At 46.3% G+C, this 22,395-nt stretch carries 19 protein-coding genes; 5 read left to right on the top strand and 14 right to left on the bottom strand.

The genetic code is table 11. The features are described from left to right. The first annotated feature begins 111 nt into the window (after positions 1 to 111). Positions 112 to 1,029 (top strand): hypothetical protein, encoded by a 918-nt coding sequence (locus DWX43_RS01280; protein WP_118618341.1) that lies wholly within the window; start codon positions 112 to 114, stop codon positions 1,027 to 1,029. A 116-nt stretch (positions 1,030 to 1,145) separates the two neighbouring features. Here DWX43_RS01280 and buk read toward each other — a convergent pair whose 3' ends face one another. The 12 genes from buk to DWX43_RS01220 all read right to left on the bottom strand — a co-directional run bounded on the left by buk (position 1,146) and on the right by DWX43_RS01220 (position 12,949). Beyond that, complete coding sequence (gene buk, locus DWX43_RS01275) at positions 1,146 to 2,246, bottom strand: butyrate kinase (protein ID WP_118618516.1); 1,101 nt, start codon at positions 2,244 to 2,246, stop codon at positions 1,146 to 1,148. Between the two features lie 45 nt (positions 2,247 to 2,291). Then, the gene (locus DWX43_RS01270) at positions 2,292 to 3,122 is read right to left on the bottom strand and encodes a ThuA domain-containing protein (protein ID WP_118618339.1); all 831 of its coding nucleotides are present in this window, start codon (positions 3,120 to 3,122) and stop codon (positions 2,292 to 2,294) included. Between the two features lie 14 nt (positions 3,123 to 3,136). Further along, on the bottom strand, positions 3,137 to 3,574 hold the full coding sequence (locus DWX43_RS01265; RefSeq protein WP_109731477.1) for a zinc ribbon domain-containing protein: 438 nt from the start codon (positions 3,572 to 3,574) through the stop codon (positions 3,137 to 3,139). Between the two features lie 12 nt (positions 3,575 to 3,586). Then, positions 3,587 to 4,876: a thiolase family protein gene (locus tag DWX43_RS01260; protein WP_109731476.1), complete on the bottom strand. Its 1,290-nt coding sequence runs from the start codon at positions 4,874 to 4,876 to the stop codon at positions 3,587 to 3,589. An 11-nt stretch (positions 4,877 to 4,887) separates the two neighbouring features. Next, positions 4,888 to 5,127, bottom strand: coding sequence for a phosphopantetheine-binding protein (locus DWX43_RS01255; RefSeq protein WP_181368690.1), 240 nt, complete (start codon positions 5,125 to 5,127; stop codon positions 4,888 to 4,890). Then, entirely contained in the window at positions 5,124 to 5,756 is a 633-nt protein-coding gene (locus DWX43_RS01250) for a 4'-phosphopantetheinyl transferase superfamily protein (protein WP_118618337.1), read from the bottom strand. The genes DWX43_RS01255 and DWX43_RS01250 overlap by 4 nt, the downstream gene beginning before the upstream one ends. A gap of 37 nt (positions 5,757 to 5,793) precedes the next feature. Then, complete coding sequence (locus tag DWX43_RS01245) at positions 5,794 to 6,795, bottom strand: phosphate acyltransferase (RefSeq protein WP_118618335.1); 1,002 nt, start codon at positions 6,793 to 6,795, stop codon at positions 5,794 to 5,796. A gap of 17 nt (positions 6,796 to 6,812) precedes the next feature. Further along, positions 6,813 to 7,454 (bottom strand): class II aldolase/adducin family protein, encoded by a 642-nt coding sequence (locus tag DWX43_RS01240; RefSeq protein ID WP_109731664.1) that lies wholly within the window; start codon positions 7,452 to 7,454, stop codon positions 6,813 to 6,815. 31 nt (positions 7,455 to 7,485) lie between these two features. Continuing rightward, complete coding sequence (locus tag DWX43_RS01235; RefSeq protein WP_118618333.1) at positions 7,486 to 9,456, bottom strand: FAD-dependent oxidoreductase; 1,971 nt, start codon at positions 9,454 to 9,456, stop codon at positions 7,486 to 7,488. An 11-nt stretch (positions 9,457 to 9,467) separates the two neighbouring features. Beyond that, complete coding sequence (locus tag DWX43_RS01230; RefSeq protein ID WP_118618331.1) at positions 9,468 to 10,523, bottom strand: NAD(P)-dependent oxidoreductase; 1,056 nt, start codon at positions 10,521 to 10,523, stop codon at positions 9,468 to 9,470. After that, positions 10,520 to 11,695, bottom strand: a complete 1,176-nt coding sequence (locus tag DWX43_RS01225) for an MFS transporter (RefSeq protein WP_118618329.1) — start codon at positions 11,693 to 11,695, stop codon at positions 10,520 to 10,522. The genes DWX43_RS01230 and DWX43_RS01225 overlap by 4 nt, the downstream gene beginning before the upstream one ends. Before the next feature lie 108 nt (positions 11,696 to 11,803). Next, positions 11,804 to 12,949: an iron-containing alcohol dehydrogenase gene (locus DWX43_RS01220; protein WP_118618327.1), complete on the bottom strand. Its 1,146-nt coding sequence runs from the start codon at positions 12,947 to 12,949 to the stop codon at positions 11,804 to 11,806. Positions 12,950 to 13,127: 178 nt separating this feature from the next. Between DWX43_RS01220 and DWX43_RS01215 the strand changes: the two genes are divergently transcribed. Next, positions 13,128 to 15,083: an HTH domain-containing protein gene (locus DWX43_RS01215; protein WP_118618325.1), complete on the top strand. Its 1,956-nt coding sequence runs from the start codon at positions 13,128 to 13,130 to the stop codon at positions 15,081 to 15,083. Between the two features lie 627 nt (positions 15,084 to 15,710). Here DWX43_RS01215 and DWX43_RS01210 read toward each other — a convergent pair. Beyond that, positions 15,711 to 16,757 carry a zinc-binding dehydrogenase gene (locus tag DWX43_RS01210; protein WP_207666080.1) on the bottom strand — a complete coding sequence of 349 codons (1,047 nt, stop codon included), beginning with the start codon at positions 16,755 to 16,757 and terminating at the stop codon, positions 15,711 to 15,713. Between the two features lie 172 nt (positions 16,758 to 16,929). On the opposite strand from DWX43_RS01210, the gene DWX43_RS01205 reads away from it, so the two are divergent. Genes DWX43_RS01205 through DWX43_RS01195 form a run of 3 tightly spaced genes read left to right on the top strand, consistent with a single transcriptional unit; the run spans position 16,930 to position 20,774 of the window. Continuing rightward, positions 16,930 to 18,507, top strand: a complete 1,578-nt coding sequence (locus DWX43_RS01205) for an FGGY-family carbohydrate kinase (RefSeq protein WP_118618323.1) — start codon at positions 16,930 to 16,932, stop codon at positions 18,505 to 18,507. Further along, positions 18,504 to 19,775, top strand: coding sequence for an OFA family MFS transporter (locus DWX43_RS01200; RefSeq protein WP_118618321.1), 1,272 nt, complete (start codon positions 18,504 to 18,506; stop codon positions 19,773 to 19,775). Before DWX43_RS01205 ends, DWX43_RS01200 begins: the two co-directional genes overlap by 4 nt. Positions 19,776 to 19,817: 42 nt before the next feature. Continuing rightward, positions 19,818 to 20,774, top strand: coding sequence for an EFR1 family ferrodoxin (locus DWX43_RS01195; protein ID WP_118618319.1), 957 nt, complete (start codon positions 19,818 to 19,820; stop codon positions 20,772 to 20,774). A gap of 70 nt (positions 20,775 to 20,844) precedes the next feature. Here DWX43_RS01195 and DWX43_RS01190 read toward each other — a convergent pair whose 3' ends face one another. Next, entirely contained in the window at positions 20,845 to 22,242 is a 1,398-nt protein-coding gene (locus DWX43_RS01190) for an MATE family efflux transporter (protein WP_243099227.1), read from the bottom strand. Positions 22,243 to 22,395 lie beyond the last annotated feature (153 nt).

Genomic DNA, 22,395 nt, shown 5'->3' with positions numbered 1-22,395 from the left:
GTATTTCTTATACTCTATGTATAAGGAAACTGTGGCTGTTCAAAATCTACAGGCAGTTACCCAAAAACGAGCCTCTCCTGTGAATGGAACAAAGCACAAAGGAGGGTGCTTATGACAGTAAAAGAAAACAGAGAATACAAGAACAGCATGTTTGTAGACCTATTCTTCGAAGACGCACTGGCGGAAGAGAATGATATCTCGCTATATAATGCACTTCATGATGAACCGCTGCCCGAAGGAACCTTGATACAGAAGATACGCGTAGACGATATCCTGTATCTGAACTTCAAGAATGATGTCTCCTTTGGGGTCGGCGGGAAGGTCATGGTGTTCGGGGAACACCAGTCTACCATCAATGAGAACATGCCGCTTCGGAGCCTGATGTATATCGGGCGGGCGTATGAGAAAATTGTTCCAGTCAGGGACAGGTATAAGAAAAAGCTGGTAAAGCTTCCAAAGCCTGAGTTTTACACGTTCTACAACGGCGAGAAAGACTGGGTAAATGAAAAGGTCCTAAAACTTTCAGATGCTTATATGGTTCAGGATGGTCCCCCTATGCTTGACCTGGAAGTAAAAGTGATCAATATCAATCCGGCCCAGCAGCATAAGGTTCTGGAAAAATGCAGGGTTCTGAAGGAATACGGACAGTTCGTCGATATTTTACGGGATTATCAGTCGAAAGGGGACAGCGATGCCTTCAAACATACCATCGAGCAGTGCATAGATTCCGGTATTCTCGCAGACTATCTAAGAAAGAAAGGCAGTGAGGTGATCAATATGCTGATAGCCGAATATGATTATGACATGGACATCGAGGTACAGCGTGAAGAGGCATATACCGAGGGACTAAGCCGCGGCAGGGAGGAAGGTCGTAGTGAAGGGCGTGAAGAAGGTCGTGAGGATAAGTTAATTGAACAGTTAAAAAAGAAGCTGTCTAAAGGAAAAAGTCCGGAGGAAATCGCTGATGAACTGGAAGAATCTGTGGAAACTATTCAGGAACTTATCGCTTCATTGAAAGAGGACTCTTAAAACTATGTAACAGTCCAAATCCCTGAATAGTAATGTTACGAGGCTATACTGCATAAACAGGAAGTCCGCCGCATCTATACAACAAAAATAGAGATGCGGCGGACTTCCTGTTTTGTTTAAAAGTCAAACCCTTTAAACCTACATTCCCCACTGTATTTTTTCAGTTCTTCTTTTCCACTTAAGACCCTGACCGCTCCTGCAGCCATAGCCTCCATTTCGAACTCGCCCGGGTATGCAGTTACCGGTGCTATCCATTCACAAGTGTCTTTAATCTGTGACACAAGGTCTTCGTTATAGACCATTCCGCCGCCAAGCAGAATCCCATCGATTCTTCCATGAAGCACTGCCGCCATCGAACCGATGCATTTCTCAATTTGGTAAATCATGGTGTTCCACAGCATCGCTGCATATGGATCGCCGCCTTTTGCACGGCTGCTCACCTCTAACGCATCGGAAATGCCAAGGTGGCTGACGAATCCGCCGTTTCTTGTGCAGAGCTGTTTCACTTCTCCCAGATCCTTGTCTCTGCAATATTTCAGGATATCTGATACCGCAATACTGCCGCATCTTGTTGGCGCCATCGGGCCTTCGCCCCCGACAATGTCATATCCGTCTACCATCTTCCCGCCTCGATGGGCAGAAATCGAGATTCCGCCGCCGATGTGGCAGACGATAAAATTACAGTCTTCATATTTTTTATTCATACTTTCAGCATGTCGGATTGCAGTCTCTTTTAAATTCAACGCATGTAAATGTACAGTCCTGTACACGCCCTTAATCCCCGTCATTCTTGCGAGGTCCTGCAGTTCATCGACATCCGGCGGATTCACCACATAGGCTTTTGCATGGTATAGCCTTGCATATTCATGTGCAATCTGCGGTCCCAGCATCGCCGGATGCTGAACTCCATTTGCACCGCGTACTGCATGATCGAGAACAATGTCATCCACCTCATAGGTACCTCCGTCCATTGCAAGCAGTCCGCCGCCCCGTCCGACAAATGCGGTGACTCCGTCAAGAGAAATGTTGTTTTCTTTCAATAGCGTGTCGATCGTCTCTTTCCGGTATTCAAGCTGGTCGGAGATTGCCGGATACTGTGCCAGCTTTTCTGCTGCATGGTTAACATTCTTAGAAAATACTTTTGTTTCATCTTCAAAAAGTGCAATCTTAGTGGATGTAGATCCCGGATTGATTGTAAATATTTTAAACATACTTATTCTTCTCCTTTTAGATAAAAAGCGCCGCAGCAATGCGGCACTTTTTTAATAATACGGAAATAATTTTAAACGGTTATTACCGGACCTGTCTGGTTTTTCAAGGGTAACTTCGCCTGTCCCGGCCCACTCTGCGCCGCGGACAAGCATCGTAATAAAGTTAAAACGGTCAAGAGCCTCCCAGTGTCCGATGGATGTCACAAAGACACGGCCTCTGCCATATTCATTTGTCCAGATTACCGGTGTATACTGGTTGACCCCTTCCATATTTTCAAGCCTTCCGTCCGGAATATCTACCGGGTGGTGCGGCGGTGGAAAACCTGGAACCCTGTAATTTTCAACGTCGTCAAATATAGCTGCCAGTACATGAACGTTTGCTTCAGGATGAATGATCAGATGTGTAAATAAATCATCGAAAACATTCATCCATTTCTTATCAATTCCTTTTGTTACAGGGTGGTTTTCATCCATTGTTTCCACGAAATGGTCATCTTTCGGACAGCGCCTGCACCCTTTTTCCATTGCACAATAGCCGCCCAGAAGTTTTCTCCATTCGTCCGGCCAGTCCGCATCCACCCAGACGGATGAATGATAGAATACGATTCCCTTTCCTTCTGAGACAAAATCATAAACCGCTTTTTCGCTTTGTTCCCCAAACCTCTGTGCCTTGTCTGTAGGCCATGTTTTCCCGTCGTAATCTATAAATAATACGTCGTATGGTTTTAAAAAAGCGGGTGTAATATTACGGAACTCTTCTACAATCGCAACCCGAAAACGGCCGGTCGCCTCCAGAAGCTCCCTCAATCGCTGTGTAATCAGCCGTCCCTGATGCTCTGCAGTCAGCAGGCCGGTTACCAGAAGCACATTTAATTTTTCCAAGTCCTTCTCCTCCTCTACTCATCAAGTTCGAAGAAAAGAGTCGTATATCTTCCCATATCAAAGAATACAGGGCGGACTCTCACTGGAAGTTTATCGGAAATTTCCCGTGCTTTTTTCTTATTAATTCCAAGGATAACGGCATTCATTTCCGGTCCTTCATCGAACTGGACTTCTCCGCAGACATATTTCAGTCCTCTGTCTTCCAGTTCAAGCCTTGCGTTTAATGCTCCTGTAAATACAAATGTTTTCAGCACGCCCTTTCCCGCCAGCGTTGTCCACTCTGTATCGTGATAACCGCAGGAATTGCAGGCATGATGCGGGGGGAATTCAATTGCTCCACATTCCTTACATTTTTTTGCATAAATGGTTCCTTCCTGTAAGCCGTTCCAGAATTTTTCCACTACATGCTCCGGATTCCAAAATTCTTCCGTGCTGATTCTATTCTGATCCATCCTCATCACCCCCTAAAAGTTAGCTCTTAAGATTGTAGCCCGGACGTTTTGTGCTCCGCCAAATCCTCTTAAGAAAGTATGCTTCGGTCTTTTTTTGATCTGACGTTCTCCGGCCTCTCCACGCATCTGTGTCACTGCTTCAAATACATCCGCCATTCCGGATGCACCAAATGCATGTCCGTAAGAGGTACGTCCGCCATTTGTATTCATTGGCTTGTCACCGTCATATGCCAGCCGTCCGTCAAGAGCATATTTCCAGCCTTCACCCTTCGGTAGATAACCGATCTCTTCTGCCGCAAGGAATGCCGATGAACCGATAAAATCATTGACGTACAGTAAATCCATATCATCCGCAGTAAGTCCTGTCGCTTCAAAGACCTGGCGCGCTGCCTCTGCTGTCGCTTTTTTCTCTAGATGGGGCACGATTGCATCCAATACGGAAGCCCCCGTCGCCAGTACCTCGACCGGTTTGTCACAGAACTGATGTGCAATTTCTGTCGGCACTACGATACAGCAGGCCGCACCGTCCGCCACGCAGGAATCACTGGAAGTCCTTAAATACTGCGTCATCTTCGGATTGTGCGGGGATCTCATGTACTCCCAGACATCATCATATCCGGCGTCTTTTGCAAGCTTTTCATAAGGAGTCCTGCGAATCGCCCGGGGACACAGTTCTGCCGCCCGCCTGAAATGATACGCCTGATGGTTCAGCACATCATCCACCTGTTCCTGCGTCAGTCCGTTTTCTTTGGCATAGAAGTTGATCCAGTCATCATGGTTCATCCCCGGCCCGCCGCCTAAGTATCTTCCATAAGCCCGGTCAAAAATAGAGTCCAGATCCGGGAACAATACTTCTGAAGTAAGCGCCGTACGCATATGGTCCGGCGTGTTGCCGTCCGGCATACCGGTACCCTGTTCACTGCAGCCGGAAAGAACGACCTCATAGGCGCCGCTTGCCACCGCAAAGACAGCCTCCTCGAGTGCTATATATCCTGTACAGCACCCCTCCGAATGTGAGATGGAGCCTTTCCCTCTCATGCCAAACCAGTCGGCAACCTGAAGGTTTGGTGTAATACATCCGTTTAACACGTGCGGATTTGCAGAACCGTGGAAGAAATACTGAACATCCCTCGGCTCCACATGCGCATCTTTCATTGCATCCAGAGCCGCATATCCAAATAACTCACCGTTTGTAAGCCCTTTGTACTGAGGATTGGTTATCCCGTTAAAAAACGGCGTTGCACCGACTCCAACGATGGACACACTCCTCATATTTTTTCCAATTTTCACATTATGTACCACAGTACCACCTCTTACATTTCTTCCATTACAAAGTCTGCCAACTCTCCGATTGTCTTATAATTTCCGAATCTTGCAACCGGGATCATGACATCAAAGTCATTCTCAATAGAAGCGCTCATGGCTACCCTCTGTGTAGATGCAACGCCCAGTTCCTCTGCAATGTTTGTGTTTTCATTGATATTTGCCGCATCTGCCTGAAATGCCATTGCCGCATACTCGATCATCTTTGCTACTACTTCTTCTCTTGTCATAATTCTTTCCTCCATTTTTCATCTTCGTTATTTAAAGTTACTATCTCAATGTCAGCCGGATTTTCTGTGGCACAGGATATGAAATAATCGTCAATTCTGGTTGTATACAAACTACAGCACTCTTCTAATTCTTTCGCCTTGTCCCACCCTTCAGCGAATCCGACCCCTTTCAGTTTGAGCCTGGCCTCACACTGGGTCCACATTTGAGTAAACCTCTCATTCCTTGCCAGACCCTCTGTTTTATATAATTCTTCTTTTTGTTTTGTATGGAATACCTTCTTAACAGTTGCTTCATGGAATGGCATGACTTTTTCAATATCAACACCGACCTCGCAATCCGCGATTGCAAGCACAACATAATCCCCACTGTGTGAGATGTTAAAACATGTCTCTGCCGATGCAAGGGAAGGTTTATCATACATGTTGTAAGTAAGCTGTTCATCTTTACTGATGTCAAGGTAGTGTTTCAGCAGATATCCTGTGACAAGCTCCTGAAGGGCATCCTTTTTAATCTTTGATGCTTTGTGCTTCTTCACATAACAGGGTGCAGCCTGTGAAAGTAAATATGCTTCCTTTCCTTCAGCAAGCCGTGCATCTGCGATGATTATTTTCACACTCTCCGCCATCATAACCCCGTCCCTTCAGTTTCACTAACCACAAAATATGTTATTTGTTTCCCGCAGCACGCACTGCACTGATCACAGTGTTTCCTTTGATTTCTGAAACCGGCGCCCCTCTTGAGCAGTCGCAAACCACCTTGTTAAATCCCTGCAGCATCGGTCCGTACGCATCCGCATGGCCGAATGTCTGAATTAATTTCACGGCCGTGTTGCCTACATTCAGGTCCGGCCAGATCAATACGTTGGCTTTCCCTGCAACTTCGCTTTCTCTTAAAACCTTCTTCGCTGCAACCTCTGGTTTGATGGCGGCGTCAAGCTGGAATTCCCCGTCTATTTTTAAGTCAGGGCGTTTTTCCTGTGCGATATGAAGTGCTTCCACAACCTTATCAACCAGCTCGCTCTGGCCGCTGCCAAGCGTAGAGTAACTAATCATCGCGCATCTCGGCTCCCAGTCAAGCAGGCTCTTTACTGTATCACAGGCAGAAACTGCTATTTCCGCAAGCTGCCCGGCACTCGGATTCGTGCACACCGCACTGTCGCCCACCGCAAGAAGAGTCCCTTCGCTGCCTTCAAATCCGGGAATATCACAGAGTCCGATACTTGATACGGTGCTGATTCCCGGCTGTAAGCCGATGATCGTCTGCCCTGCAATCAGCACGTCACCGGTTGTATTATCAATTCCGGCAAATGTCACATCCGCTTCCCCCACAGCCTGCATCACCATCGCAAAATACAGCGGATTCTCCATACGCCTTCCAACAGCCCTCTCCTTAAGAAGCGTTCCCGGAAGTGCAACATAATCAGCAATTAATTTCTGTCTGTATGTTTCTTCCTGAATATCAACAATCGTAAATACTTCTGTCTCATATCCTCTTTCTTTACACAGCGCGTTTAATTCGGCCGCATCACCTACAAGGATTGGCCTGATAAAGCCTTCTTTTCCAGTCTCATAGGCAGCCTGCATCATCTTTTCATTTGCCGCCTCCGGAAAAGCTACTCTCTGAGGATTTACTTTTGCTTTTTCATAAATCTGGTCCAATACTCCCATAAAAATTCCTCCGGTTCTTACACGGCCTGGTCGGCTTTGATCAACGCCTGCATAGCGTCGACAGCCTCCTGCGGCATTGGTTCATAATTACCAAGAAGTCTTGCATAATACTCTGTGATTGCCATTTCCTCTGTATATACTGTAGCTGCCATCGCCGCCTTCATATCTTTTCCACAGCAGAACATTCCGTGGTTCTTGATTAAGCAGGCTCTGCCATCTTCCCCTAAAGCTTCTGCGACTTTTTCTGCCAGATCGTTGCTTCCCGGCATTGTGAAAGGCACTACCCGAACCGGCACGAATTCACACTGCGGCGGTGTTGTTGCCTTAATTTCACCGTCTCCCATTGCCATGATTGTTGCGAACATTGCATGAGTATGTACGGTTGCTTTCACATCCGGTCTTGCACGCAGAACAGCAGTATGCATCGGCACTTCTGAAGATGGCTTGTATGGTCCGTCCAGCCATTTGCCGTTTAAGTCTACAATTGCAATGTCTTCTGCTTTCATTGTGCTGTAAGCAATACCGCTCGGGGTAATTGCAACAACATCCTCATCGTCATCACGAAGCGCAATGTTCCCTGATGTTCCTTTGATCAGCCCCTGGTTTACTGCATCTAAAATAGCGTCTAATACAATTTTTCTAATTCTTTCATATTTCATCTCTTTTTTTCCTTTCTTTTCTTCCTTTTTATCACACCCGCAGTGCTGCGTAATATGCCTGGTTCGTTGCCTGATAAATCTGTCCCACATTGCTGCAGTCTCCTACAATGTAATATTCATCTGCACATTCGCAGAGTGCATCTACTTTGTCATACGGAGATCGGAATCCCAGTGCACATACGACAGAGTCTGCTTCTACCACAAATTCTTCCCCGTCACGTTCACACAGAACCCCTGCCGGAATGATTTCTTTTACTTTGGTATTCACATAAATGTCGGCAGACTTTTCTACCTCTGTCATCAGTCCCCCGCGGTAAAAGGAATTGACTTCCTCTGCCACTGCAGGCTTCATTTCGATAATCGAGCACTGTTTCCCTTCATGGCTAAATGATACTGCCGCCTCACTGCCTACCAGTCCGCCGCCCATGATTGCCACTCTCCTGCCCAGTTTTTCCGGGTGTAATTCCGCGTCTACCGCCATGATCACATGAGGAAGGTCAATGCCTTTAATCGGAGGACGCAGTTCGTTCGATCCAATCGCCACAAACAATGCATCCGGAGCAAACGCTTTTACATATTCAGGTGTCACTTCCGTATTCAATACTACCGTCACACCGGCTTTTGCTACGCGCGCCTCAAGTACATGGGCAAATTTCAGAATGTCTTCTTTAAAATAAGGTGCTCCTGCCGGATGCAGATTGCCGCCTAATTTTCCAGCCTTATCCACAAGTGTCACTTCGTGGCCGCGCTCTGCCAGCGTGACAGCCGCCTGCATGCCTGCGGGCCCGCCTCCTGCTATCAGAACCTTTTTCTGTTTCTTTGGTGCTGCCTTTCCATATTTAGCAGGCAGCTGCTGCCCCATTGTCGGATTCACAGTACATTTCAAGGTCTCGCTCTTAGATGTCTCACCAAAACATTCATAGCAGCGCAGACATGGGGTAATATCATCAGCTTTATCTTCCAGTGCTTTTTTAGCAAGGTAAGGATCTGCGAGAAGTGCACGCCCAATCTCCACGATATCTGCCTGCCCGTCTGCTATAATCTGCTCCATCTGGGCCGGATTGTTTAAAGAACCTACACAGGCAACCGGTTTATTCACCTGTTTCTTTATCTCTGCCGCGAGATATACATTGACGCCGCGGGGATAGAATGCCGACGGGTGTGTCCTGCAAAACAGTGCAGGGTCTTCATGGTTTCCGCAGGATACATTATACAAATCAACCTTGTCCTCTACCATTTTGGCAACTTTTATGCAGTCTTCCATTCCAAGGCCATTCGTACTCAAATCATCTCCCGAAATACGGATTTCAATCGGGAAATGAGGTCCCACGCCTTCTCTTACTGCATCAAGGGCCATAAGGAGGAATCTCGCACGGTTCTCCAGAGAACCACCGAATTCATCCGTCCTCTTGTTAAAGGCCGGGGATAAAAACTGAGAGAATAACCACCCATGCGCCGCATGGACCTGTACCATATCAAACCCACAGTCCTTGCAAAGCTTTGCACTTGTTTTATAGGATTCTACGATTTCAAAAATCATCTCTCTCGGCATTTCCTCTACTTCGCCCGCAGGCATTGTCATCCGGCTTGGTCCATAGGCAACGGCCGGGCGGTCCTGATCTCCTCCGACGCTTGCAAGACCACCATACATACCACCGTGGGAAAGCTGGATATTAGCATAGGCCCCGCCATTGTGAATCGCCCTTGCAACCTGCGCCATCCCCTGTTTTACCCCGAAAGAATCCAGCTGAAGCTGCTTATTATGTGATTTTCCCGTTGCAGAATGTACAATCGCTTCTCCATAGGTAACCACACCTACCCCGCCTTTCGCCTTTTCTTCCAGATATGCTGTCATTTCCGGAGTAAAATGACCTTCCGTTGTAATCATGCTCGGGCTTGTCGGAGCCGCGATGATCCTGTTTTTCATCCGTATGTTTCCGATTCTGACCGGCTCAAACAGATGTGGATATTTTTCTTTTCCTCTAGCACACTTTCCTGCCATATCTGCCTCCTCTATTTTCTTACTTTCCAGATATACTTTCTCGGTTCTCCCTTTAAGTACGCGATGACCTCGTCACCCATCATGGTTCCTGACCAGTTGTCAACATCCGTTGTAAGTCCGGCCATATGCGGTGTACACACAACGTTTCTCATAGAAAGCAGTGGATGGTTTGCCGGTACCGGTTCTTCCCAGTACACATCAATCGCGGCTCCGCCAATCTCTTTATTCTGAAGTGCCTCAACCAAATCCTTCTGGTCAATGACTGCTGCCCTTGCCGTATTGATTAAATATGCAGAAGGCTTCATTTTGGAAAACCATTCTTTGTTTACCATTGCCTTTGTAGAAGGCAGAACCGGCAGATGGATGCTGACCATGTCACTTTCAGAAAGCATCGTGTCAAGATCCACAGCCTTCGCCCCGTCGGCTTCCACCCTGTCGGCCGGCATATACGGGTCATAGGCCAGAACTTCCATGCCGAATGCAAGGGCCCTCACTGCCACTTCACGCCCGATCGCGCCATATCCTGCGATTCCCAGTTTTTTCCCGTATAATTCAAAACCAATCCCGTAATCCGTAAACGGATGATTCTCATCCAGCGGGCCAAACGTAACATTCTTTACATCCGGCACATCGTAAATATTTTCCTTCGCAGGACCGGTATGCTCACCCTTCGACAAACCGGTACAGCTCAGTGTCAGGTTCCTTGCCGCCGCTATCATGAGTCCCATGTTAAACTCCGCGACTGCCACACGGTTTCTTCCCGGTGTGTAAGATAACTCCAGACCTGCCGCCTGGATTGCATCATGGTCAACCGTTGCAGGCGTTCCTTTTGCAACCCCCATAAACTTCATCCCGGATTCCGCCCAGGCTGTAATTGTGTCTGCACCTGCGTATTCATCACCGAGTACTACGATTTCATGCCCCATGCATTCCTCTTTTGTCATATCTTCTGTTACGTTTCCTTTGCCATGCTTTAATTCACCGCAAATCGTGATTTCACACTGCTCTTTGATGATTTCCATCTGTTTTTCCGGAATGGATGTGCATAATGCTAATGTTTTTTTCATATTTTTTCTCCTCTTCTTTTATTTTCACTGCGGCATGTAATCAGGCATCCAATCAAAGCCGAAACAGCCATGCCTGCTGCCGCAATTTTAAACACATTTGAAGTACTTATATTTCCAAAAACCAGTTTTGATATTGAATTTAAAATACTTGGCGATACTAATTGGCCAAAGCTCATTGCACAGGTGAAGCACGCAGATGCCATAGCTGTCGCAACCGGTTGAACGGCATTCGCCACCTCCACCATCGCCTGCGGGATAAACATCCCCTGCGAGAATCCGCAGAACACGGACGCAGCTATGAGGACCGGCAGATTGGACGGAAAGAGTATTAAAAGGACTGCCCCGATCAGAAAGCTTATCATTGCTGCCGGAAGAGTCGCCTGCTTCGTCACCCGTACAACCCTGCCAAGAATCAGCCCCATGACGATCTGTGCCCCCGAGAAAATCCCCGTCAGGATACCGGATACCGAACTGTCCCCTGCCAGTGCCCCGCTTATGTGCATCGCGATGTTCGTCGTAAATGTAATCAAAAACATAAATTCTAAAAATCCGAGAAATGCAATCTGGAATACCCGTTTATTTAACCGGATTCTCTCCGTCTTTGTTACCTTAGCCGTCCCCGTATCGGGGAGCATAACTGCAAGTACGATGAAGGAAAGAAATCCTATGATATTTGTTATGTAAGAGTAGGTAAATCCAAAGCTTCCCAGTTTTCCGCCTGCTGTCGTGATGATTACCATCCCCATGCCGATGCTCGCCGCCTGTATTCCCATGACGGAAACCCGCTCATTCCCTTCAAAAAACTCTGCCACAACGGCTGTGTTCAAGGTACAGGCCAGTCCCAATGCAACTCCGTACAATGTACGCGATACGAATAGCAGCCAGAAGCTGTCCGCCAGATATGGCAGAAATCCGGTAATGCCTGCGACCAGAGCGGCAAAAAGAAGCAGCTTTTTCTTACTGATTTTTACCACTAATCCCCCGGAAACCAGCGCTACAATCATAGAGAGCAGTGCCGGCGCCGTAATCAGCATCTGTACCAGCGACACATTGATATCGGAATAATGCTCCTGTATCTGCCCCAATACCGGTGAAACACAATACTGCAGCCCCTGTATGAACGAAATTGCCACAACAGCAAGGATGATTCTCATTTTCTGTGATTTCTTCAATGTCTGTATTCCCTTCTATTGTTTTAAATGCTTCCTTTCAGATGCATTTTATCGGTTACCCTTCTTGATATAAGCTTTCTTTAAGATGCTTTCTTTCATACACCTTCGTTAATATGCTTTCTTTAAAATACCAAGGATATCTTCTTTTGTAATGTTCTGTCTCGGATTAAAGCCAAGGACCGGCTCGTGAAGAACGTCTTTGGCCAGCATCTCGAAATCCTCTTCCCTGATCCCCTGCTCTGACAATGTTTTGATGCCTAATTCTTTCGTAAGCTTTAAGAGCTCGTCTGAGAGAAGATATTTATCGGTATCGATATTCCCTGTTACAGGAAGATCAATCGCTTTAGCCAGTTCAACCATTTTCTCCGGACAGCTTTCCGCGTTAAAAGCCATAACATACGGCAGAACCGTTGCATTTGCCATCCCGTGGGCAAGTTGGAAATGTGCACTTAACGTATGGGCAATCCCGTGTACCAGCCCCAGGTTTGCATTGGAAAAACCAAACCCGGTGATGACGCATCCAAGCATCATCTGTTCCCTTGCCTCCATGTTCGAGCCGTCTTTCACGGCCGCCGGCAGATTACTGTAGATGATTTTCAGTCCCTGTAAGGAATGAAATTCCGTTAACGGGGTCGCCATATTTGAAATATAACTCTCAACTGCATGTGTAATCGCATCCATTCCTGTCGAGGCGGTTACCGATGCAGGCATCGTCTTTGTGAACTCCGGGTCAATGATGACTTTGGATGGAACAAGCTTATTGTCGATGACTACATACTTCAGTACTTTTTCCGTATCAATCAGGGCGCTTACATTGGTAATCTCACTGGATGTCCCCGCAGTAGTAGGAATTGCGATCAAGGGAAGCAATTCATTTTCTACCATGCCGATTCCGCCGTATCTGCCGATCGGCCCTGGATTTGTCATCAAAACGTCAATCGCCTTTGCAAGGTCAATACTGCTGCCCCCGCCGACTGCCACGAATGTATCTACATTTTCACGCTTCGCAATCTCGGCCGCTTCTTCCACGATCTCATTCGTAGGGTTTGGAATCACCTTATCAAAAATCACAATTTCCACATCCGCTGCTTTCAGGTTCTCAAGCACGGTATCCGCAATACCTGCAAATTTTACCCCGGCATCATAAACAAGCATCACTTTCTTTGCTTTACAGCCCTTTACTACTTTCGAGAGTTCTTTTACAGAGTCTCTGCCAAATGTGATATCGCTTTTTACAAAAAATTCAAATGCCATAGTCTGTCTCCTTTTTCTGGTATCATTTTTTCTAAGTACAATGGTAACTATTTTCCCGCTGTGTCTCAAATCCACTTTTTCCTCTTTAAAGAGGAAATATTTTCTGTTATTATAAATCTGTAATCTCTGTTCAAACCTATGGGCAGACACACTGCAAGTCCATGAAAAGGAGTTTTATATGGAATCTATCACATTGTCTTTAAGGCAGCGCAAGCTTTTGAACCTGATACAGAATCAGACCTCACATATTACCGGACAGACATTAGCCAAGCAGCTCGGTGTTTCCCCCCGCACTATACGCAACGATATTGTTGAAATCAATCAGGCCCTCACTGCCTGTGGCGCCAGAATATCTGCCGAACGTAGCAAGGGGTACTTTTTAGAATGCCCAGATATGAAGTCCTTTCAGGAGCAGTTCAAAACAGACGATATGTTGTCAACCAGAGAGGACCGTATCCGCTATCTGACTTTCCAGCTGTGCCTGTCAGAGGTCCCATTGAACCAATATGATTTGGAAGATGAAATGTATGTAAGCAAAACCACACTGGACAATGATATCGCGACACTGAAGAGACTCTATGTTCTTTCCGATCCCCATATAAAATTAAAACACATTGACAACACATGGGAATTCGAGCATTGTGAGTCAAAACGCCGTGCAATATTAAACCAGCTGTTCCACGATGACTGGAATTACAACACCACGGGAAATGCCTATTACAATTATCATTTTCTGGATGAAGATATCATGAATCTGATTATGCAGATTACTGCCAGACATTTATATAACTGCCATTTCCAGATTGAAGATGCAAATCTGGTATCACTTAATCTTTCACTTGCGATTATGTATTACCGTATGCTGTCCGGACATATTCTGCCCGAGGAGCCTGCATATACAGATATCAATGACAACGTATTCAGCCTGTGTACGGATATATTCGATTCTATGGAAGAGGTATTTTCCTGCAGCTTTCCCCCTCAGGAGAAACAGGCCATTTACCGGCATCTGTGCGACAGCCATTTACTGGATGCATCAAAATTGAATTTTAAAACGGTGGCCGATTATTTTGACCCGCTCTTTCTTGAAATGGCAGACTGCTATTTAAAAAAAGTCCGCGCGACCTTCCATATTGATTTTTCTGATGATGAAGATTTCTACATTACACTTTTACAATATCTTCGTTACCTGAAATCGCCCGGTCATATATTCAATGCACAGGGGAATATCAATCTGATCCGGAAGAATCTTCTGGTTGACTCTGAAATCGCTTATCTGATGCAGCCGGTGGCGTTGGAATATCTGGGTTATTACCTGAATGAAAAAGAACTGATTTACCTGACATTCTGTATTTCCGGCGCTCTGGAAGGTTACTGGACATGCCATCCGGAAAACCGCATACGGACCGTCATCTGCTGTCACTTGAATCTGCCGGCGATCTGGGCAATTAAGAGAAAAACGCTGGGTGCCTTCGGCAATTACATCAACATCACTGCCTTGCTGCCCGTGAATGCACGAAGCGCCTTTAATTTTCAGAATACAGACCTCGTTCTGACAACCGTCCAGAAAAAGATAACAGATCATCCGGGCACACAGGTTTTACGCATCTCCCCTGATATGCTGCCGGAGGATTATTTCCGTATTCAGAAGGTAGTATCCGACAACTGCATGAAGTTCCTCTTTAAGAACCAGCCCCAGTCCCTGTCCAGCCTTCTGCCTGATGCCTACTGGCATGAAAACATAAGCGTAACCGAAAGATTTCCGGTTATCGAATACCTGTGTGAAGATTTTATCCGCGATGGACTGGTAACCTCTGAGTTTCTGGAGGACATCTTAAGAAGAGAGTCCACTTACACATACGGATTCCAGCCCGGGGTATTATTTTTGTATTCTCTTAAACCGGCTGAAAAAACACAGCTTTCAGTCGCAACCTTAGAGCACCGAATCCTGTGGAAATCCAACAAAATCCGGGTTATAATCATGGCCTGCTTCGACGCGTCAAGCCAGCCATTACTCCTGAAGCTGCTACAGGAAATATATGTTGAACATGACAATACTGACTATTTCCGCAGGGTACATACCAAAGAGGAATTGTTAAACTTTTTCTCAACCCCAAAAAACTGCGAAGAGTGAGGGAGCGAGTCTTCGCTTTGAAGACGGAATGGGGGACACCTGTGGTGGAATGGGACGAAGCCCTGACGGAAGCATGGGGCCTGTTTGGAATACTGTACATTCGCTAAGCAGCAGTAAGAGAATACACGCAAAATCAGGCGGCACCGCCCGCATTCAATACCTAATCTGATGATTAGGCATCTCAGGCGGTCTGAAAAGTGAATTTGGTAATTCACTTTTCTCCGTCTGATTTTGTGTGTATCCTCTAACTGCTGCTAAGCTCATTATATGTATTCCAAACAGGCCCCATGCTTCCGTCAGGGCTTCGTCCCATTCCACCGCAGGCTGGTTCATCCGGACAGCAGGAAAGACTCGGGAGGGACTCTAACCATGTGAAACGGATGTGTCCTCACTATGATTTATATCCGAAGCAGCTAACAGCCGGGCAGCCCATACACATACGCCGCACCTGGCTTGGGATTTCCTCCGGGAAATGGGCCTTTTCCTTCCGGCCGGATGTGCCCTTCTGTGCGTCTCTCGCTCTATTAGAACTTCTTCGTCAAGCGGTCAGGATTTTGAAAAGACATTACAGTCTGCTTGGCGCCCCCCATCCGTCAACGAGACTAAAGCTCGTTAACTATGCTCCTTTTAATCCCAAGGATGCAAAACTACCTTGATTGCCTCGCCTGATTTTGTTAGCTGGATCCCTTCGTTGATTTTATCCAGAGGCAGTATATGTGTGATGAATTTCTCCGTCGGGAACGTCGGTGAAATCGCAAGCTGGTATGCTCTCTTAGACTGGCTGTAGGAGGCCCCGAAATGTCCTTTTATCCAGATATTGTTGTAATGGATCAGATTGCAGTCCAGTTCTGTCATGGAGTCTTTCGGGACTCCGCCGAAGAATACGACAAGCCCGCCTTTTTTTACCATGTGGATGCTCTGTGTCTGTGTTGCATTGGCCGGTGTGGCTGAGATGACTTTGTCTGCACCTTTCCCATTTGTCAGCCGTTTGACAGCCTCAATGGGATCTTCCACGGAACTGTTGACGGTAACATCGACTCCAAACTGTTTTGCCATTTCCAGACGTGTATCGTTCAAATCGATCATAATGACTTTCTGGGCGCCCCTGATCTTTGCCAGCTGTGCCATGAAACATCCGATCGGACCTGCGCCGATAATAACCAGCACATCCGGATATTCCACCTTTACGTTTTCAAGACACGCAAAGACAGAGGTCAGTGGTTCTCCAAGACTCGCCGCCTCGAATGAAACATCCTCAGGAATCTCATAGATTCCGCCCCTCCGGATTTTTTCCCCTTTTACTGCCACGTATTGTGCAAAACCACCGGTTCCCGCAAGAGAGGCTACCTCTTTGTTGGAACAGTTTTCACTATGACCGCTGATGCATTCCTCGCATTCCATACAATAGGTTCCCGGAAATAAAAATAAACGGTCTCCCGTCTGATACTTCGTCTCTTCTTCCCCGACCTCATCCACGACACCTACTATTTCATGTCCATAAATAAACGGGTAGTTTCCTTTCCTTGAGTCACTTGTCAGATTCCGGATATCGGAGCCGCACAGGCCAACCGCCATGATTTTCAATATAAGCCCGTCCCTGGGACACGCCGGTTTTTCCACAGATTCCACCCTTATATCATTCGGTCCGTACATCACTGCCGCTTTCATTTCCATATTATCTTCCTCCTGTCATTTTCTGCTTACAGTATAAAATTGCATCCCAGCAGAAGCAATTTTTATATTGCCGTTTTGTTACGGCAATTTGTGTTTTGAGAAGTTGATACTCACCTGTTAACATTATTTATAGTATGATGCACACTATATTTTTAGAGGAGGTACACCCTATATGAGTAATCCAGAAAACTGCCTGATCGGCATTGACTTGGGAACAACCAACGTAAAGGGTATTATTTTAGCAGATGACGGGACAGTAATCGCCTCGGCGTCAAGGGAAAACAAACTGCTGTTCCCCGGACCGGAAATGGTAGAACAGGATGCAGCACTCTGGTGGAGCAATACCGTAGAAATCCTGCAGGAAATCACACGGAAAGCCGGACCGGAAGTCGTGAGGAAGATCCGTGGCATCTCTGTAAGCTCCCAGACCGTCACTATGCTTCCCGTAGATAAGGAAGGCAGTCCCTTAAGGAATGCCATGATATGGATGGACAGCCGTTCTGCTGCAGAACTGCGCTATATCATAGATTCCATTGGCTTTAACAGGCTTGTTTCAATCATTGGTGCACAGCCGGATGTTGCTTTTCTTCCTAATAAAATCCTGTGGTTCAAAAAGAATGAACCGGAACTTTTTTCTAAGACATACCGGGTGCTGCAGGCAAGTTCCTATATTAATTATAAACTCACAGGCCAAATGACGATGGATATCGATCAGGCCGTGCGGTGCCAATGTCTGGATCTCCAGAATTTAAAGTGGTCCGAAGAAATCCAGAAAGTAATCGGATGTGATCTGGATGCACTGCTCCCTGCACCAAGCCTGACAACTGAAATTATCGGGACTGTTACACCACAGGCAGCTGCGTTAACCGGGCTGGTCAGCGGCATTCCGGTGGCTGCCGGCGCCAGTGATGCGATGGCTTCTATGTACGCAACCGGTTTGAGCAGACTCGGTGAAGCAGGGGAATCCTCTGGCACGACATCCCTTGTGTTTGTAGGAAGTGACCGGCGCAGCGCGACAGATATCCCTGTCGTAACCAAGCCATGCTCCATAGACGGAATGCCTTACGTCTTTGATGCACCGATTAATACAAGCGGAGCCGCGCTGAAATGGTGTCTAGATACCTTCGGACAGCCAGAAAAGGACTACGCAGCCGCACACGGGATGAACGTATATGACCATATCAACCAGCTTGCATTAAATGCCGCACCCGGCAGCGGTGGTGTTCTTTTCTTCCCCTATCTGCTCGGAGAGCGGGCGCCGCTCTGGAATTCCCATGCGCGAGGAATGTTTATCGGCATGTCTCTCGACACAACAAAGGATGAAATGCTCCGCAGTGTTTTTGAGGGAACCGCTTTTGCCCTGCGCCATGTTATGGATACGATCAAATCCGCCGGCGGAAAAGCAGACTGCCTGCGCATTACCGGGGGCGGAGCCAAAAGCCGTACATGGTCCAGAATCAAAGCCTCTATGCTGCATATGCCTGTGCACATTCTGGATGAGAAGTCCGGAGATGTTCCTTTCGGCGATGCCTTGATTGTGGGACATTCTATCGGAGTCTTTTCAGACCTTACTGCAAGCATTGACAAGCTGATCCGGGTGAAAGAAGTCATTCAGCCTGATGAAGAATGGGCTGCGGTTTACGACCGGCTCTATCCTTATTATCTGGATATGTACAAACATCTGGATGAGGATTTTATAAAACTGCGGAAAACCATGCAGGAACTGGAACATGATGGAGAGAAAAGATGAATTATGAAAAAACAAAACAATTAACAAAGAAAAGGTGGGCTGTCTTAGTTGCCAGCTGTATGATTAATCTTTGTATCGGCTCCCTATATGTATGGAGTGTCTTTGCCGCGCCTATGGCAGATTATTTAAGCTCTGTCACTTCGTCGGCAATTACAGCTTCCGACCTCGCAATTGTATTCACGATTGCGAATTCAGTAGGGCCGGTCACACTCATTTCAGGCGGTATGATTAATGACAAATTCGGGCCAAAATGGGTTGTCTTTTTAGGAGGACTGCTGTTTGGAATCGGCATGATCGGGTCCGGGTTTGCAAAAAGCATCCCATCGCTTATGGTAAGCTATGGATTAGGGTGTGGTCTGGGGATGGGACTTGTATACGGATGCACCATCAATAATTCTGTAAAACTGTTTCCTGACCGGCGCGGTCTGGTCGGCGGAATTGCAACGGCTTCATATGGAATCAGTTCTGTTGTGATTCCTCCGATAGCAAATGTATGTATTCACCGCATGGGAATCATCCCTACTTTCAAGTTGTTAGGTATTGTATTTATTTTAGTTATATGCATCGGGGCTTTTTTTATTGAAAAGTGTCCGGAAGGTTTTGTACCGGCTGGATATGAAGAAAAAATGGCTCAAAAGAAGAACGGCGGAAAGGATAAAAAAGAACATACCAGAATACAAGAAGAAAAAAACTGGCGTCAAATGTTACAGGACCCGGTGTTTTACATCATGATCGCAATGCTGACCTGCGGGGCTGTATTTGGCTTAATGACCATCTCACAGGCTTCCCCTATCGCCCAGCAGATGATCGGGATGTCAGTTATGTCAGCCACAACTGCCGTTTCCGTCCTAGCACTGTTTAACACTCTGGGAAGAGTTGCCGCCGGGTATCTGTCGGATATCATCGGAAGGATTAATGTTCTCACGATTATGCTCGTTTCATCCATACCGGGACTGCTTTTGATCTGTACGTCCGGGATTGGCGATGTGGTAAAATTCTATATCGGGGTATCTATAATCGGACTTTGTTTCGGTTCCTTCATGGGCGTATTTCCCGGATTCACCGCGGATCAGTTCGGCCAGAAAAATAACAGCGTAAATTATGGGATTATGTTTATCGGATTTGCATTGGCAGGTTATTTAGGGCCTACGATTATGAATCAGGTGTATAGCGCGTCTGGAAATTACAGCTTAGCATTTGTTATCGCCATTGGGTTAGCAGTTTTGGGAATATTACTGTCCCTCTTATACCGGAGAAAGACCCGTTAGCCCCTGTGTACCTGAGAAAGTTCAAGTATAGGAGTGAAACTCATGAAAGTATTAATTATTTATTTCTCTCAAAGCGGGAATACACGCAAAATTGCACACAGCATCGGTGACGGCGCCAGAGAAGCAGCATCACAGGTTGATGTAAAAAGTATTAAAAAAGTTTCTTATGAAATGCTGGAAAATTATGATTTAATTGGTCTCGGAAGCCCTGTCTGGAAAGCTGACCCGCCGAATATCCGCAGATTTTATAATAATGCCCCTGACCAAAAGGGCAGGCATATTTTTTCATTTTGTACACATGGTACAATGCCGGGGTTTTATTTCCCGGTTGTGCTCCCAAACCTAAAGAAAGCTGGTTTTACAGTTATCGGAAGCAGGCGGTGGTATGGAAACGTCGTAATGCCGGGCATGCCTGAGCCTTATTACACTGCCGGGCATCCTGATGCACAGGATCTGGCAGAAGCCAAAGCATTTGGCCGTGAAATGGTGGAAAGGAGTCAGCGTATTCACAATGGTGAGACAGATCTCATCCCGCCAATGCCGGAAAATGACGTTAATAAAAACCAGGCTGTTGCAATTGTAAATATGCTATTAGAATATGGGAACCCTCAGGGAAAAATTGTGCGTGATCCGGAAAAATGTATTTATCCCAAATGTACGCGTTGTATGGATAATTGTACGATGGATTACATTGATTTATCATGTGAACCCCAAAAGTTTGGAAGCGAGGGCTGCTGCTGCAACGACAACCATGAATGCGCATGGTGTTTCATGATTTGTCCGACTGGTGCTATTCGCCTAGAACCTAGTATTGAAGAACATATCAAGCCTCTGATTGGCGTTCGGAAAACATTATTCGAAAGCATTTTAGATGAAGCCGAACGTAACGGCGAATTCAGAAGACTAATTCCCATTGAAGAGGTTGGATTTAACACACCTTATTGTCTGGCACATCCGGACAAACCACATTTTAAAGTACCGGCAAAACCAGAGGAGTAAAGGAAGAGATTGCCCGGAAAAAATCGCTATATGCGGCTTTTCCGGGCAATCTCTTTATATTCCTTCTCTTCTATTTTTCTGTGTTCCTGACCTCACTGTCAACTACACTCTTCCCTCTCCACTTCCCTCTTCTGTAGAAGTAAACACTCATGACTGCCCCCATAATTAAGGATAGCGTCAGTGAAATAAAGATATATTCCTTTCTTCCCTGTGGGTATTGTGCACTTTTCGTCAAAAATATGAGTAAATATGACAGCGGCACGCGGATAAACAATGTCATTGTTATGGCTATCCACATTGGTGTGATCGTGTCTCCTGCCCCCCTCATAACACCGGTTAATCCCTGTACGATTCCCATTGCAACATAGCCCGGGGCAAGTATCATCATCATTTTCATACTCGTAGCAATCAGTTCCTCTGTGTTTGTAAATATCCCCATAAGGTTCCTCCCGAAGATCAGGATGGAAACCGTGATCACAGAAGTTGTTATGATTGTCATCAGCGTCCCCTGTCTGGCCCCCTGCTCAACCCTTGCCTGATCCCCGGCGCCCACATTCTGCCCCGCATATGTCGTCAGTCCGTTTCCGAAGGATTGGTTCGGCAGCATCGCGAAGCCGTCCACACGCATTACCATCACATTCGCTGCAATAAATAATTCACCGAAACTGTTTGTCAATGACTGTACCAGCAGCATTGAAGTCGCCAGAATAGCCTGTGACACTCCTGAAGGAAATCCCAGCCTGATAATATCAATGGCAAATTCCTTCTTTAATTTCAGATTCTGAGGTTTAATATCAAACAGTGTATCCATCCGTTTTAATTTGAGAAAGCATAATAGTCCGGAAATCCCCTGTGCAATAATGGTTGCATAGGCTACCCCGTCAACTCCCAGTTTCAGCACAGAAACAAAAAACAGGTCTAAAATAATATTAATCATGCTTGAAATTAGCAGATAGATTAATGCGGAAACAGAATCACCTAATCCACGCAGAACCCCGCTGAGTATATTAAAAAAGGCCAGCCCTGCCGATCCCAGAAATAAAATTCTCAAATAGGATGTGCACCAGTCAATGATGCTGTCAGGCGTATTTAAAAGTTGCAGCATCGGCCTGGCCAGAAGCGTGGCTACCACCATGATTAACAAAGATGCAATAAATGTAAGCGTAATACAGTTGCCGATTGTATGTGAAAGCCCGTCGCGTATTCTGGCTCCCAGATACTGGGATACCACTATACTTGCGCCTACACTGATTCCTACAAATAATACAATCAGAAGATTCACGACCGGTCCCGCCGAACCGACGGCCGCCAGTGCGGAATCCCCAATATATTTCCCTACCACGACGCTATCCACTGTATTGTACAATTGCTGCGCAATATTTCCCAGCAGCATAGGAATCGTAAATATCCCGATCTTCTTCCAGGGCGTCCCTTTTGTCATATCGACCGGCCCGAATAATTTTCCCATGATGGATTCCCCCTTTTTAACCCTCATTATATCCCGGAAAACAAATAAAGACTTTCCTATGCTTATCCTCCTTATATACGATTTTTCGTTATATCCTGTCGTCAAAAAAACAGAGAACGAAAATCAGGATATGATTTTTGTTCTCTGTATAAC

This window comes from Clostridium sp. AF19-22AC, assembly GCF_003479085.1.
Taxonomy (GTDB): domain Bacteria; phylum Bacillota; class Clostridia; order Lachnospirales; family Lachnospiraceae; genus Faecalicatena_A; species Faecalicatena_A orotica.
This window is presented reverse-complemented; position numbering and strand designations above follow the sequence as displayed.